Genomic DNA, 14029 nt, shown 5'->3' with positions numbered 1-14029 from the left:
TTGCTCCATGGCCCTGCGGCAAACGCGTACAGACACCACTGACTCATTTGCCCAGGCCCTGGCACTGCAGAATGCCGGAGACCTGCTCGCCGCCCGTTCGGCCTACGAGGCCGTGCTGGCGCGCGAGCCGGACCACCCGCACGCGCTCAACAACCTCGGAGTCTTGCTCAATGCCCAGGGTGCCCACGCCGACGCGCTGACGCGCTTCGATGCCCAACTGGCACTGGCTCCGGACAACGCCCGCGCCCATGCCAACCGTGGCGTCGCGCTGAAGAACCTGGGACGGCAGGAGGAGGCCGTTGACGCCTACCGCCAGGCGCTGCAGCACGACCCGCAGTTCGCGGCCGCGCACAACAACCTCGGCAACCTGCTCTATGGCACAGGCCAGTATGCCCAGGCCTGCGTCCATTTCGACCGCGCCTGCGCCCTGGAGCCAAACGCTGTCGACTACCGCTTCATGCTGGCCAAGTGCCTGCTGGAGCTGCAACTGCATGCGCGTGCACAGGCCGAGCTGGAACTGATCGTGCGCCAGCAGCCGGCCCACGCGGACGCCTGGGGTACCCTGGCGCGCGTGTGGTGCGAGCGCCATTGTCTGCCCGAGGCCATGGCCTGTTTCGAGCAGGGGTTGAAGGCGAAGCCGGACTACGCGGGGCTGATCTACAACCGGGGGCTTGCGCGACTGCTGGCCGGTGACATGGCCGGCGGCTACGCCGACTACGAACGCCGCTTCGACGTCCCCGACTTCCCCTCCAAGCGCATCAAGACCACCAAGCCGCTGTGGGACGGCAGCGTCCAGCACGGCAAGACCCTGCTGGTGCACGCCGAACAGGGCCTCGGCGATACCCTGCAGTACCTGCGCCATATCGCCCTGCTGCCCGCGTATTTCGAGCGTGTGTTGCTATTGATTCAGGAGCCCCTGACTTCCCTGGTGGAGCTGCCCAAGGGGGTGGAGCTGCTGCATGAAGGCAGCCGCCCGCCGCCGTACGACATGGTCGCCCCCTTGCTGAGCATCCCGCACCTGCTGCGCCTGGGCGACCAGATTCCGGGGCAGGTGCCCTACCTGCACATAGCCCACGACCGCATTGCGGCCTGGGCCGCGCGCATCACCGCGCCGGGCTTGCGCGTGGGCCTGGTGTGGGCAGGCAACCCCGCCCACAAGAACGACGCCAACCGCTCCATCGCCCTGGATGCCCTGCACCCGCTCCTGGGGCTGGACGGCGTGCAGTTCTATTCCTTCCAGGTCGGCGCGCGCAGCACCGATCTGCAGGCCCTGCCCGCCAACCTGCAAGGCAAGGTGCTGGACCTCTCAGACGAGCTCAAGGACTTCGGCGAAACGGCCGCCGCCCTGCAGCACATGGACCTGCTGGTGTGCGTGGACACGTCGATCTGCCATGTGGCCGGTGCCCTGGGCATTCCGACCTGGCTGCTCATTCCCTGGATGCCGGACTGGCGCTGGCGGCTGGAGCGCGAGGACACGCCCTGGTACCCGAGCGTGCGCATCCTGCGCCAACCCAGCTACCGCGACTGGGATTCGGTGCTGGAGCGGCTCACACGCGAGCTGCGTGAGCTGGCCAACCCGAACTCCGCCGCAGGCAAGCGCCGCCACGCCGCGGCCCACGCGCTGGTGGAGCAAGGGCGCGTGCTGCTGGAGCGCAACGAGCCGGCCTTGGCCGCGCCCGCGTTCTGGCAGGCGCTGCGCCTGTGCCCCACCCATGCCCGCGCCGCCTCGGCGCTGGCCATCTGCGCCTTCCGCCAAGGGCTCACCCACGCCGCCGTCACCTTCGGCCAGCGCGCCTGCAGACTCAACCCCACAGACCCCGAAAGCTGGTCGAACTGCAGCGCCTATTTCAAGGCGATCGGCGACCTCCCTAGCACCATGGCCTGTTTCGAACAGGGGCTGAAAGCGAAGCCGGACTACGCGGGGCTGATCTACAACCGGGGGCTTGCGCGACTGCTGGCCGGTGACATGGCCGGCGGCTACGCCGACTACGAACGCCGCTTCGACGTCCCCGACTTCCCCTCCAAGCGCATCAAGACCACCAAGCCGCTGTGGGACGGCAGCGTCCAGCACGGCAAGACCCTGCTGGTGCACGCCGAACAGGGCCTCGGCGATACCCTGCAGTACCTGCGCCATATCGCCCTGCTGCCCGCGTATTTCGAGCGTGTGTTGCTATTGATTCAGGAGCCCCTGACTTCCCTGGTGGAGCTGCCCAAGGGGGTGGAGCTGCTGCATGAAGGCAGCCGCCCGCCGCCGTACGACATGGTCGCCCCCTTGCTGAGCATCCCGCACCTGCTGCGCCTGGGCGACCAGATTCCGGGGCAGGTGCCCTACCTGCACATAGCCCACGACCGCATTGCGGCCTGGGCCGCGCGCATCACCGCGCCGGGCTTGCGCGTGGGCCTGGTGTGGGCAGGCAACCCCGCCCACAAGAACGACGCCAACCGCTCCATCGCCCTGGATGCCCTGCACCCGCTCCTGGGGCTGGACGGCGTGCAGTTCTATTCCTTCCAGGTCGGCGCGCGCAGCACCGATCTGCAGGCCCTGCCCGCCAACCTGCAAGGCAAGGTGCTGGACCTCTCAGACGAGCTCAAGGACTTCGGCGAAACGGCCGCCGCCCTGCAGCACATGGACCTGCTGGTGTGCGTGGACACGTCGATCTGCCATGTGGCCGGTGCCCTGGGCATTCCGACCTGGCTGCTCATTCCCTGGATGCCGGACTGGCGCTGGCGGCTGGAGCGCGAGGACACGCCCTGGTACCCGAGCGTGCGCATCCTGCGCCAACCCAGCTACCGCGACTGGGATTCGGTGCTGGAGCGGCTCACACGCGAGCTGCGTGAGCTGGCCAACCCGAACTCCGCCGCAGGCAAGCGCCGCCACGCCGCGGCCCACGCGCTGGTGGAGCAAGGGCGCGTGCTGCTGGAGCGCAACGAGCCGGCCTTGGCCGCGCCCGCGTTCTGGCAGGCGCTGCGCCTGTGCCCCACCCATGCCCGCGCCGCCTCGGCGCTGGCCATCTGCGCCTTCCGCCAAGGGCTCACCCATGCCGCCGTCACCTTCGGCCAGCGCGCATGCCGACTCAACCCCACAGACCCCGAGAGCTGGTCGAATGGCGGTGCCTTCCTGAAGAATATCGGCCGCCTCGACGAGGCACTGGCTGCCTTGCAGACTGCTGTGCGGCTCGCTCCCGGCAACGCCCAGGCCTGGGCCAACCTAGGCAATGCGTTGGGCACCCAAGGCCGCTGGGCCGAAGCGCTGGACGCCAGCAACCGTGCCGTCAAGCTCGCCGGCAAGGACAGCGAATACCGCTTCAACCAAGGCATCGCCCTGAAGGAAAACGGCCGCTTCGAAGAGGCCTTGCAGACCTTTCGCCACCTCACCGCACAGCCCGGCGGCCATGTGAAGGCGGCCCTGCACCAGGCGCTGATCGAGCTGGCCATGGGCGATTTCGCCGCGGGTTGGACCGACTACGAGAGCCGCTGGCTGCAACCCGACGCCAAGGAAAAGCGCCAGTTCACCCAAGCGCTGTGGAACGGCGAGCCGTTGGAGGGCAAGACGATCCTGCTGCATGCCGAGCAGGGTTTTGGCGACAGTTTCCAGTTCGTGCGCTATGTGCCGCTGCTGGCTGCGCGCGGGGCCCGCGTCGTGCTGGTGGTGCAGCCGGACATCCACAGCCTGCTGTCCCGCGTGGAAGGACTGGCCCAGATGGTGGCCAGCGGGGCGGAGTTGCCACCCTTCGACTACCACTGCCCCTTGCTGAGCCTGCCACGGGCTTTCGGCACCACGCTGGAGACCGTTCCGGCCCAGGTGCCCTACCTCACGCCATTGCCCGAACGCGTCACGTACTGGAAAAAGCAACTGGGCTCAACCAAAAAGCGACGCATCGCACTGGTCTGGGCAGGGCGCCCCACCCATGGCAATGACGCCAACCGCTCGATGCAACTGGCCGATTTCGCTGCGCTGCTGCGTTGGGACGGCGTGGAGTGCTTCAGCGTGCAGAAAGGGGCCGCTGCCGAAGCCCAGATCGCCAGCTTGCCCAGCGACTGCCGTCTGAACAACCTGAGCCCCGCGATCCGCGACTTCGAGGATACCGCCGCCATCCTGAGCCAGATGGACGAACTGGTGACTGTGGACACCTCGGTGGCGCACCTGGCCGGGGCACTGGGCCGCCGCGTGCGCCTGCTGCTGCCCTGCGTGCCCGACTGGCGCTGGCTGCTCGAACGCCACGACAGCCCCTGGTACCCCCGTACCACGCTGTACCGCCAACAGACCCGTGCCCAATGGGGCGATGCGGTGGCGCACCTGCTGTCCGACCTGCAGCGGGCCTAGCCCCCGCAGTTGCTACACTTTCAGTAGCTGCCTACGCAATGAATATGCGGGCAAGAGGCAGATTTGGCCGAAAATCCGGCCAAAGAGAGGGCCACCGACGTCAACCCAGCTTCTTCACCACGAACTCGATTGCACACTCGCCCACCGGCGTCGTGGTCTGGTCGATGCGCTTGCCCAGCTGCTGGGGCAGCTTGTAGCGGTAGGTAGCGTCGAGCAACTCGATCTTCTTCACCTGGATGTCCGCCTGCGTGTTGGCCAGCAACTCCGTCAGGTTGATGGAACGCGACGACCAGCTCTTCTTCTTGTGGATGGTGAAGGTGTGCTTGTGGTCCGAATTGAAGGTGGAGGGGAACTGGCCCTGCTCGTACAGGTCTTCGTCCGGCACCAGACACACCAGGTGACCGCCGGGTTTGAGCACGCGCAACCAGTGGTTCAGGGCCACATCCACGTTGCGCATGTGCTCCAGGCAGTGCGAGGAGTGCACGAAGTCGAACGTGGCGTCGGCCACCGTGGCCAGCAGTTCGGCATCACCGTCGGGCAGGTCCCAAGCCCGGCAGGAACGCATCAGCGGAAAGAACTCGCCATACTGGCCCAGCGCGTCCGGGCCGGCCCCGATGTCGATGCCGTCGCCCACGAAGTAGCGGGTGGCGTAGCGGGCGTCCTTGAGGCGGCTGAAGATGGCTTTGCTGCTTTCATGCATGGTGAAGTCTCCTGAATTCAGTGTCGATGTCGTGCCGCAGGCGCTCCAGCACGGAGTCCCAGTCGCCCAGTTCCGGCTGCCGGTACAGGCGCATTTCGGGATACCAGGGCGAGTCGTCGCGCCCCACGATCCAGCGCCAGTCGGGGCTGTAGGGCAGCAGCAGCCACACGGGCTTGCCCATGGCCGCGGCCAGGTGCGCGACCGAGGTGTCAACGCTCACCACCCAGTCCATGTGCGCCACCAGCGCGGCCGTGTCGCGGAAGTCGTGCAAGGCGCTGTCCCAGCGGGTGATCTGCGGCAGGGTCTGCAGCAGCTGGGCGTCCAGGGGGCGGAATTCCTTCTGCAGACAGTGGTACTGCGGACCGGCTGGCAACGCCTGTACCAGGGTGGCCAGCGGCAGGGAGCGGTTATGGTCGTTCTTGTGTTCCGGACGCCCGGACCAGACCAGCCCCACTTTCGGGGCAACCGCCCCCAGGCGGGCCGGCCACGCTGCTACGCGCGATGCATCGGGTTGCACGTAGGCCCGTGCCACCGGCAGATCGTCCAAGGTCAACCCCAACGCCAAGGGCAGGCTCAGGAGCGGGCAATGGCAATCGAAGGGGGGCAAGGGCTCACCGCGCGCCACGACCTGCGCCACACCGTCCAGTCCGGCCAACAGCCCTTTGAGCGGCGCCTGCACTTCCAGCACCACCCGCGCTCCGCGCTGGGCCACCAGTGTGGCGAGGCGGCAGAACTGCAGCGTGTCACCCAGCCCCTGTTCGGCGTGCAGCAGGATGGTCTGGCCCTGCAATGAGGCGGTACCGTCCCACTGGGCTTGTGCGAAATTGCGCGCGCCGTCGAGCAGTTGCTCGGTCTTCCAGCGCCACTCGTAGTGGGGCCAGCCCAGATCCCAATTTCCCGTGACCAGATGGCAGATGGCCAGGTTCAGGTGGGCGCCACTGTTGTCCGGCTGCAGGGCCAGCGCCCGTTCGTTGAGGGCGATGGCGGACTCGAGGTCCATGCGGTCCTTCTGCAAGGTGGCGAAGTTGACCATGGCATCGACGAAATCGGGCTTGAGTGTGAGTGCCCGGGTGTAGCTGACCACGGCCTCGGCAAAGCGCCCCAGGCGCTTGAGCACCACGCCGCGGTTCGACCAGGTAAAGGCCGTTTCGGGCGCCAACTCCAGCGAACGCTCGTAACTCTGCAGCGCATCCTCAAAGCGCTCCAGCGAACGCAAGGTGTTGCCGCGGTCCATCCAGGCCACGGCATAGTCAGCCTGCAAGGCCAAGGCGCGGTCGAAGGCCTGCAGGCTGTCAGCCCAGCGCGACTGATCCCCCAAAGCCAAGCCCAGGCCGTGCCAGGCCGAGGCCAGTTGGGGGTTGGCAGCGACCGCGCGTTCATAGGAAGCCACCGCCTCGGCACCACGCCCCATGTCGCGCAGCAGGTTGCCCCGGTTGCTCCAGGCCTGAGCGAACTGTGGCGCGGACTCCACGGCACGGTCGTAGGCACGCAGGGCCTCATCGTGGCGTTTGAGGGCACGCAGCGCCAGCCCCAGGTTGGAGAGCGCCGCCGCGTCGTGGGTACGCAGGGTCAGCGCAGCCTCTATCGCCTGCACCGCCTCGTCGGAGCGACCGCACTGGTGCAGCGCCACACCGCGCAGGTGCAGGGCATCGAACTGCCGGGCATCAATGGCAAGCACCCGTTCATACGCCTCCAGCGCAGCCGCCACACGGCCCGCCTGGTGCTCGCGCATGCCGTGGGCCACCAACTCTGCTGCACTTTGCATGCGGTACCGGACCTACTGGGCCGTGGGCGCGGGCGGGGAGCCTTCCTCGCGCTTGAGCAGGGCATCGACCTGCTCGGCAATCTTCTCGGCCGGCATGCCGGCGCGGTTGAACAACCGAATGCGCTGCAGCACATGGTCATAGCGCGCCTGCGCCAGGTCCTTCTGGGCCTGCGCTGCCTTGCGCAAGGCTTCCAGCACGTCGGCATTGGTGCGCAAGCCACTCTCCAGCCCCCGCCGGGCCCCTTCGGCCGCCAGGTTGCTGGCTTCCAGCGCGTCCACATAGGACTCCAGCTTGGTGGCACCGTTGCGGACAATGCGGTACAGACGGGTCACATCGAGCTCAATGGCGCGCTGCTCCGCCAAGACTTCCGCGTCTGCACGGGCAAGCTCGGCGTTCGCGGCCTTGGCCTGCGCCACCACCTGCCCACCGCTGTAGATCGGAATCGACAACTGCAGACCGACGGCACGCTGGTTGACAGTCTGGTTGAGCGATGAAGCACTCTCGTTGCGCGAATTCGAAACGCTGGCCACCAGATCCAGGCGCGGCAAGTGGCCGGCGTCGGCACGGGCGACGGCCTGCGCTGCGGCGGCAGCGAGCTGGCGCTTGGCGCGCAGGGTCGGGCTGGTTTCCAGGGCCATGGCAATCCATGGCGCCAGATCGGCCGGCTCCAATGCGGGTGGCTTGAAGTCATCGGCCAGCCGAACCGCCTTTTCGTTGGCCTCCGTGAGCTTTTCGCCGGTCATCTGCGCCAGTGCCGCCCGGGTATTCGTCACCTGGTCGCGTGCATCCGCCCACTGGGCCTGTACCGTGCTGACGCTGGCGCGTGCCTCCGCCACTTCAGTCTTGGTGCCTTCGCCACGCTCCAGGCGCTTGCGCATCAGGTTGCGCTGCTCGATCACGGCCTGCATCTGGACGTGGGTGGCGCTGAAGGCGTCCTCTGCCAGCATGCGCTGCAGGAATGCCATGGTCAGACGGTCCAGCAGGTCCGCCTTCTGGGCTTCATACTGGGATTGGGCCGCCTCTACCTGGGCCCCCGCCACCCGTGTACCCGCCACCCCGGCGGCATTGATCAGTGGAACGCGGGCCGAGATGCTCTGGCTCGGTGCCCGGTAGTCCAGGTTGTTGCTGGTGGTGGTTCCCGCCGATTCGATGTCCTGCGTTCCCTGCACCTGCATGTCCGATATCGTGGCGCTAACGGTAGGCAGTATGGCGGCACGTGCCAGCGGTAGCGCCTGCTGCCCCGACTCCAGGGTGTAGCGCGCCGACTGGAACTTGGCGTCGTTCTGCAGCGCGGCCTGGTAGGCCTGCGCAAACTCCCCCGCACGGGCAGCGGACAAGCCCGCCACACACAATGCGGCGAACAAGGCATTGCGGCGCCATCCCGGTTTCATCAGACTCATGGCTCGATCAGGGCGTGGTTGAGCCGGTCGATCAAGGGCTTGAGCACGTAGTTCATGAAGGTACGCTCCCCGGTTTTGATGAACACTTCCACCGGCATGCCGGCGCGGATTTCATGCTGGCGCAGCTTGGCGTGCGACTGCACGGGCACTTCCACCGCCAGCTTGAAGTACGAACCATTATGCCGCGGGTCTATCAGGGCATCGGGGGCAACCAGCACCACCTTGCCTTCCACCCGGGGCGTGTTGGCGGTGTTGAAAGCGGTGAATTGCAGATCGACGTCCATGCCCGGCTTGACCCGGTCGATCTGGTGAGCGGGTAGCATGACTTCGACCCGCAATGGCTCCTTGGTCGGCACCAGTTCCATCAGCGTGGCACCCGCGCTGACCACCCCACCGACGGTGTTGAGCGTCATGGCCATGACGATGCCGTCGGCCGGCGCGCGGATCGTGGCGTTGGCGACCTCAAACTCCAACGCACGCAGCCGCACTTCGAGCGCCGCCGCTTCGCGCTGCACGTCTGAAAGTTGCGACTCGATGTCCTTGCGCAACTCCTGCTCGCGTCCAGCCCTTCGCGCCCGCAGCTCCACCATGGACTGGCGTACCTTGCCCAGCTGGCTAGCGTCCTCGGCAAGGCTACCCAACAGGTTGGCGTACCCGCGCTCCTGCTCCGAGACACGATTGCGGGGATAGAACCCTTCTTCGGCCAGGGCCTTCTGGTTGCGCAGTTCTTCGCGCATCAATCGCCCTTGGGCTTCCTTGGCTTCACGCGCTGCTTCCTGTCCCTGCGCCTGGAAATCCAGTCCTTGCAGGCTGGCGTCAAAGCCCCGCAGTTCATTGCTGCGCATCTGGCGCCGCGAAGCCAGCAGACGTGTCTGCAAGGCCATGACCTCCTGTACGCGCGCGTCGCTTCCCAGCTGCGCCAGCTGCTCGGGAAAGACAATGGTGTCGCTGCCTTGGCGCTCTGCTTCCAGACGGGCCTGCGTGGCCAACGCCACCAGCCACTGGCCGCGCACGAGGTCAAGCTGCGAGCGGCTGCTGGTTTCGTCCAACTGCACCAGGGTCTGGCCCTTTTGCACCATGTCGCCTTCGCGCACCAGCAACGCGGTCACCTTGCCTGCCGCCAGCGGTTGCACCACCTTGCGGCTACCGGTCACGGTCACGGTCCCCGGAGAGACCACGGCGGAGTCCAGCGGTGCCAGCGTGGCCCAGGCCATGAAGGAGCCAAAGCAGGCCAGCAGCAGCAACCAGCCCCAACGGCGCGCGCGCGCGTCATCCAGGTCAGGCAACTGCTCCATGAGGTTCGGCAATGGCACGGTGGTGTCGCTCATGTCATTCCGGAAACTGCAGATTGAAGGGGGCCGCCGCGGGGGCGGCCTGGACCGCTGGTGGCGGCATTTCGGATCGGGCCGGTGGCGATGGAACTCGGGGGCCATCCTGTCGCGCGTCGGGTGCCGATGCGGCCTTCTCGCTCACGACAGGCGGTGCGGGGCGGCTACCGCCCGCGCCGGCATTTGCCGGCGGCACGGGCTCGGCGCTGCGACCGTTCAACGCCGCCAGCACGGCATCGCGTGGCCCATACGCTGCCAACGTGCCGTCGCGCAGCACCATGAGCTTGTTGGCCAGGGGAAGCACCGCCGGGCGGTGGGTGATGAGCACACAGGTACGCCCGCGCGCGGCCAGATCAGACACGGCGGCCGACAGGGCTTTCTCGCCCACGTCGTCGAGATTGGAGTTGGGTTCGTCCAGCACCACCAGTACCGGGTCGCGGTACAGGGCACGCGCCAAGCCGATGCGTTGACGTTGCCCACCGGACAGGAAACTGCCGCCAGGCCCAAGGGGCGTGTCGTAGCCCTGTGGCAGGCGCAGGATCTGCTCATGTACACCGACGCGCTGGGCCGCGGCCACCACCTCGTCGGCATCCACATCACCAAAGCGCGCAATGTTCTCCGCCACGGTGCCATCGAACAGCTCGATGTCCTGCGGCAGGTAGCCCACGAATGGCCCCAGGTCCTCACGGTGCCACTGGGCCAGATCAGCACCATCGAGCCGCACCGCGCCGCCCATGGCAGGCCAGACGCCCACCAGCAGGCGCGCCAGCGTCGACTTGCCTGCACCACTGGCCCCGATGACGGCCACGACGTCGCCGGGCTGGATGACGAAGCTCACCTGACGCAGGATCGCCTGGCGGGAACCAGGCGCGGCAGTACTGACCCCTTCGAACGTGATCTGCCCCTGCGGTGAGGGCAGACGCATGGGCTCGGGACGCGGCGGAAAGCTGCCCAGCAACTCCACCAGGCGCCGGTAGGCGGACCGGGCCGTGATCAGTGACTTCCAGTTCGCCACCACCGATTCGGCAGGCGCCAGCGCGCGGCTGACCACGATAGACATGGCCATCATCATGCCGGCCGACATCTGTCCTTCGATGACCAGCATGGCGCCAAGACCCAAGGACAAGGACTGCATCGCCACACGCACAAAGCGGCCCGCTGCCCCCCACACGGCCCCACGATCGCTTGCCATCGACTGCAAGGCCAGCTCCTGGTTGCGGGCACGGGCCCAGCGCTCGGCCAGGCGCCCCAGCATGCCCATGGCCTCGATCACCTCCGCATTCTGGAAGTGGTTGCCGAGTTCCCGTTGGGTCTTCATGCTCAGGGTCTGGGCGGCCTCCAGCCGGAGTTTGGACGAGCGCTCATTCAGTACGGTGATGCCCACCAGCAGCAAGGCGCCGAACGCGGTGAACCCTGCCACCGTGGGGGACGCAAGATAGATGACCACCATGTAGAACGGCAGCCAGGGAACGTCAACCAAGGCCAACAGACCGGCGCCCGTCAACGTTTGCCGCAAGGACGTGAGGTCGTACAAAGCTTGCCCGGCATTGCCTCCCGCTTGTCGCAGGGTGCGGTCAAAAGATGCCTGCAGGATGCGGCCCGACAGCAGGGTGTCCAGACGCGCGCCCACGCGTACCAGCACCCAGGTGCGGATGACCTCCAGGGCCCCCGTAAACAGGTAGGCCCCCAAGATCATGGCCGTCAGCACCAGCAGCGTGGTTTCGTTGCGACTGGCGAGCACACGGTCATAGACCTGCATCATGTAGAAGCTGGGCGCCAGCAGCATGACATTCAGGAAGGCACTGAACACCACGACCGAGACGAACGAAGACCGCAGCTGGCGAAATGCCAGCCGGATTTCATTGGGCGGTGCTGTGGATAGGAATGCCATGGGCGAAGGTGCGGTACCGGTACAACCAAGTCCGCACCATCATAGGCAGCCCCATCAGGATCGAAACGAAAAACAAAGGCCGCAAAAGCGGCCTATTTGTCTAGCGCGAACAGGTTCAGTGCAGCAGGGTGCGCGCGCCGTTCATCTGCCCATCGAGGTACTGTACCCACGGCTCCGCGAGGTCGCGGATGCGCGCGTCGTTCTCCAGGATGCGGCGCATGATGCGGGCCTTCTCCACCCGCTCCTCTTCGAGCAGTTCAACGGTCTGGGCCCGGTGACGCAACTGCTCGATCAGCACAGCGCAGGCACCTTCGTATCGCACCACGCCCTCCCAGTCCTGGGCTTGCGCCGCTTCCAGCATCTTCGCGCTGCTGTCTTCAATGGCTTTGTAGTAATCAATCAGCATGCGGGACATGCGCACTCCCCCGTCCGCCTTCAGCGGCTTTGTCCATTCGCCGGTGTCTGTCCGTTCATCTGCTTCCAACCGCTGGCGATCGGCGCCATGATGCCCATCACTTCGGTAATGGCCTGGGGATCGTTCTTGAGGTTGGCCACCGTCAGGCGGTTGACACAGAACTCGTAGACCGCATCCAGGTTGCGGGCAATGTCGCCACCCTGCTCCAGGTTCAGGGCGCCGCGCAGACCTTCGTCAAGCACGCGAATCGCCGCCCCCATCTTCTGGCACTTCAAGGCTACGTCGCCACGCTCCATGGCCCCTTGTGCCGCCAGAAGATACTGCTGCAAGGCGTCAAACAACATGACCACGAGTTGGTGTGGACTGGCTGATTCGATGCCGGTTTCGACGTTGACGCGCTTGTAGACCGAGGCGGCACGGGTACTGACTGGTGTGAACATGCTGTTGCTTTCAGAAAGTGTTACTTTCGTTATCGGCATGTTGTTCATCGAATGAAGTGGTTTCCGAAAAATGGGGGATCAACCGGTGACACGGCCGCACCCAGGTGCGGAGACGCGACCTCAGTTGTTCGATTTATTCCAGGTCGTGACTTGCTGTGCCACGTAAGAGTTCAGCGCATTCAACTGTGCCATCTTCGAATCCAGCCCGGAGTACTGCTTCTTGAGCCGCGCTTCGAACAAGCTGGCCTTGTCATTGATGCGGGTCTGTTCTGCCGTGTTGGTCGCGATCGCCTTTTGGATCGCGCTGCTCTTTCCCGTTACCGTGCCGCTCGACGCCAGCAAGCCGTTGGCAAAGTCCTTGACGCGAACGCCAAAACCGTTTTTGGCGTCGGTGCCGTTGTAGGCAGTGAACAGGGTCTGCACATTGCTGAGGTCGGCCGCCATCGCAGCAGAAAACTTGCTCGTGTCCAGTGCCAGGTCACCGCCCAGACCGGCAGTCAGTCCGACATCGGCCACGCGCTTGTAACTGGACCCGGTGTCGAGGACGCTTCCCATCAGTCGCCGCATTGCATTGCTCAGACCCGTGACCACCGAGTCGCCTTGCATCGGCCCGGCAACGTTAGTCGCGGCATCGTACTTGGTGGCCTCGCTCAGCGTGGCATTGAGCGCGTTGTACGCTGAAACGAAACCTTGCAGCGCCTTGGTGATGGAGGCAGTGTCGCGCTCGATCTTCACTTCGGCCGGCTGGGTCGTGGTCTGCAGTGCGGTCAATGTCACTCCAGGCACCACATTGGCAAAGGTATTGGTGCTGGAAGTGGCTGCTACCCCGTTGAGCGTAATGGCAGCGTTTTGCGCCGCCTGGGTGGATGCCATGGCGTAGTTGCCCGACACGTAGGACAGGCGCGAGAGATTGGACGGGACGCTGATGGTTCCGCCTGTCCCCTCGGTGGCGGTGATGGTGAACGCACCGTCGCTGCCGGTGCTATTGCTTCGAATCAGCAAATTCTGCTTTCCGCTCGGATCGTTGACGACCGTGGCGGTCACCCCGACCCCCGTGGTGGCATTGATCTTGGCGGCGATGTCGCTCAGCGTCCCCTTGCCGTCGGCAATGGTGACATTGACTGCCGCCTTGCTTCCTACCTGGATGCTCAGGGTTCCATAACCCAGTTGCTCCGTGGCCGTCGGCAGTGCAGGCGACCCGACGGTCGTAGGCAAGGCCACCGACTGGGCCTTGGCCAGAGCCGTCACTTCAACATTGAAATTGGCTGGCACCGCTACCGACGTGGCAGAGACGCCGATCGCCGACGGATTGGCACTGCTGGCGGTAACACCCTTCCAGCCCAGCACGCTACCCAGGCTCGTGGCGGCCGAGGCCAGAGCCGAAACCTGAGACTGGATTTGCCCGACTGTCGTGAGCTGCACCTGCAGTTTTGCCGCCTTCACCTTGAGTGAAGTGAGCGGCTGCTTTTCGATGGCGGTCAACTGGGAAACGATGCTGTTGACATCCAGTCCGCTGCCAATACCCGTCGATGTAATCGCCATGAGAACCTCCTGCCCAGCACTGAGCCGCTCCATTATCGGACCGTCCCATGTCGCGCAAAGTTCAGAATACATCGACAAATTCAGCGCAAACTTGAGTTTTCAAGCAAATCGGCACCGCGAGGGTGCCGATTTCTTTGCGCCTACGGTGCGGCAACCGCACCGTTCTTACGCCCGAGCGGTTTAACGCAACAGGGCCAGCACGCCTTGCGGCAACTGGTTGGCT

9 protein-coding genes are annotated in these 14029 nt (G+C 65.7%); 1 reads left to right on the top strand and 8 read right to left on the bottom strand.

Annotation, left to right across the window (positions count from 1 at the left end):
- Window positions 1-7: 7 nt before the first annotated feature.
- Window positions 8-4324 carry a tetratricopeptide repeat protein gene (locus RQP54_RS18640; protein WP_315679981.1) on the top strand — a complete coding sequence of 1439 codons (4317 nt, stop codon included), beginning with the start codon at window positions 8-10 and terminating at the stop codon, window positions 4322-4324.
- Window positions 4325-4424: 100 nt separating this feature from the next.
- Here the strand turns inward: RQP54_RS18640 and RQP54_RS18635 are convergent, their stop codons facing one another.
- From RQP54_RS18635 to fliD, 8 genes are all read right to left on the bottom strand, one after another.
- Window positions 4425-5024, bottom strand: a complete 600-nt coding sequence (locus RQP54_RS18635; protein ID WP_315679980.1) for a methyltransferase domain-containing protein — start codon at window positions 5022-5024, stop codon at window positions 4425-4427.
- Window positions 5017-6789, bottom strand: coding sequence for a tetratricopeptide repeat protein (locus RQP54_RS18630; protein WP_315679979.1), 1773 nt, complete (start codon window positions 6787-6789; stop codon window positions 5017-5019). Before RQP54_RS18630 ends, RQP54_RS18635 begins: the two co-directional genes overlap by 8 nt.
- 12 nt (window positions 6790-6801) lie before the next feature.
- Complete coding sequence (locus RQP54_RS18625; RefSeq protein ID WP_315679978.1) at window positions 6802-8190, bottom strand: TolC family outer membrane protein; 1389 nt, start codon at window positions 8188-8190, stop codon at window positions 6802-6804.
- Entirely contained in the window at window positions 8187-9518 is a 1332-nt protein-coding gene (locus tag RQP54_RS18620) for an HlyD family type I secretion periplasmic adaptor subunit (RefSeq protein ID WP_315679976.1), read from the bottom strand. Before RQP54_RS18620 ends, RQP54_RS18625 begins: the two co-directional genes overlap by 4 nt.
- Before the next feature lies 1 nt (window position 9519).
- Window positions 9520-11409 carry a type I secretion system permease/ATPase gene (locus tag RQP54_RS18615; RefSeq protein ID WP_315679974.1) on the bottom strand — a complete coding sequence of 630 codons (1890 nt, stop codon included), beginning with the start codon at window positions 11407-11409 and terminating at the stop codon, window positions 9520-9522.
- A 115-nt stretch (window positions 11410-11524) separates the two neighbouring features.
- Window positions 11525-11824, bottom strand: a complete 300-nt coding sequence (locus tag RQP54_RS18610; RefSeq protein WP_315679973.1) for a flagellar protein FliT — start codon at window positions 11822-11824, stop codon at window positions 11525-11527.
- A 20-nt stretch (window positions 11825-11844) separates the two neighbouring features.
- Window positions 11845-12264: a flagellar export chaperone FliS gene (gene fliS / locus RQP54_RS18605; RefSeq protein ID WP_315679972.1), complete on the bottom strand. Its 420-nt coding sequence runs from the start codon at window positions 12262-12264 to the stop codon at window positions 11845-11847.
- 120 nt (window positions 12265-12384) lie between these two features.
- A complete protein-coding gene (fliD, locus tag RQP54_RS18600) occupies window positions 12385-13806 on the bottom strand; it encodes a flagellar filament capping protein FliD (protein WP_315679971.1) in 1422 nt (473 codons plus the stop codon).
- Window positions 13807-14029 lie beyond the last annotated feature (223 nt).

It is taken from the genome of Curvibacter sp. APW13, assembly GCF_032337135.1.
Lineage (GTDB): Bacteria > Pseudomonadota > Gammaproteobacteria > Burkholderiales > Burkholderiaceae_C > Allorhodoferax.
This window is presented reverse-complemented; position numbering and strand designations above follow the sequence as displayed.

Bases quoted from the DNA above. Each gene is read 5' to 3' on its own strand.
- RQP54_RS18640 (WP_315679981.1), top strand. From the start codon at position 8: ATGGCCCTGCGGCAAACGCGTACAGACACCACTGACTCATTTGCCCAG.
- RQP54_RS18635 (WP_315679980.1), bottom strand. From the start codon at position 5,024: ATGCATGAAAGCAGCAAAGCCATCTTCAGCCGCCTCAAGGACGCCCGC.
- RQP54_RS18630 (WP_315679979.1), bottom strand. From the start codon at position 6,789: ATGCAAAGTGCAGCAGAGTTGGTGGCCCACGGCATGCGCGAGCACCAG.
- RQP54_RS18625 (WP_315679978.1), bottom strand. From the start codon at position 8,190: ATGAGTCTGATGAAACCGGGATGGCGCCGCAATGCCTTGTTCGCCGCA.
- RQP54_RS18620 (WP_315679976.1), bottom strand. From the start codon at position 9,518: ATGAGCGACACCACCGTGCCATTGCCGAACCTCATGGAGCAGTTGCCT.
- RQP54_RS18615 (WP_315679974.1), bottom strand. From the start codon at position 11,409: ATGGCATTCCTATCCACAGCACCGCCCAATGAAATCCGGCTGGCATTT.
- RQP54_RS18610 (WP_315679973.1), bottom strand. From the start codon at position 11,824: ATGTCCCGCATGCTGATTGATTACTACAAAGCCATTGAAGACAGCAGC.
- fliS (WP_315679972.1), bottom strand. From the start codon at position 12,264: ATGTTCACACCAGTCAGTACCCGTGCCGCCTCGGTCTACAAGCGCGTC.
- fliD (WP_315679971.1), bottom strand. From the start codon at position 13,806: ATGGCGATTACATCGACGGGTATTGGCAGCGGACTGGATGTCAACAGC.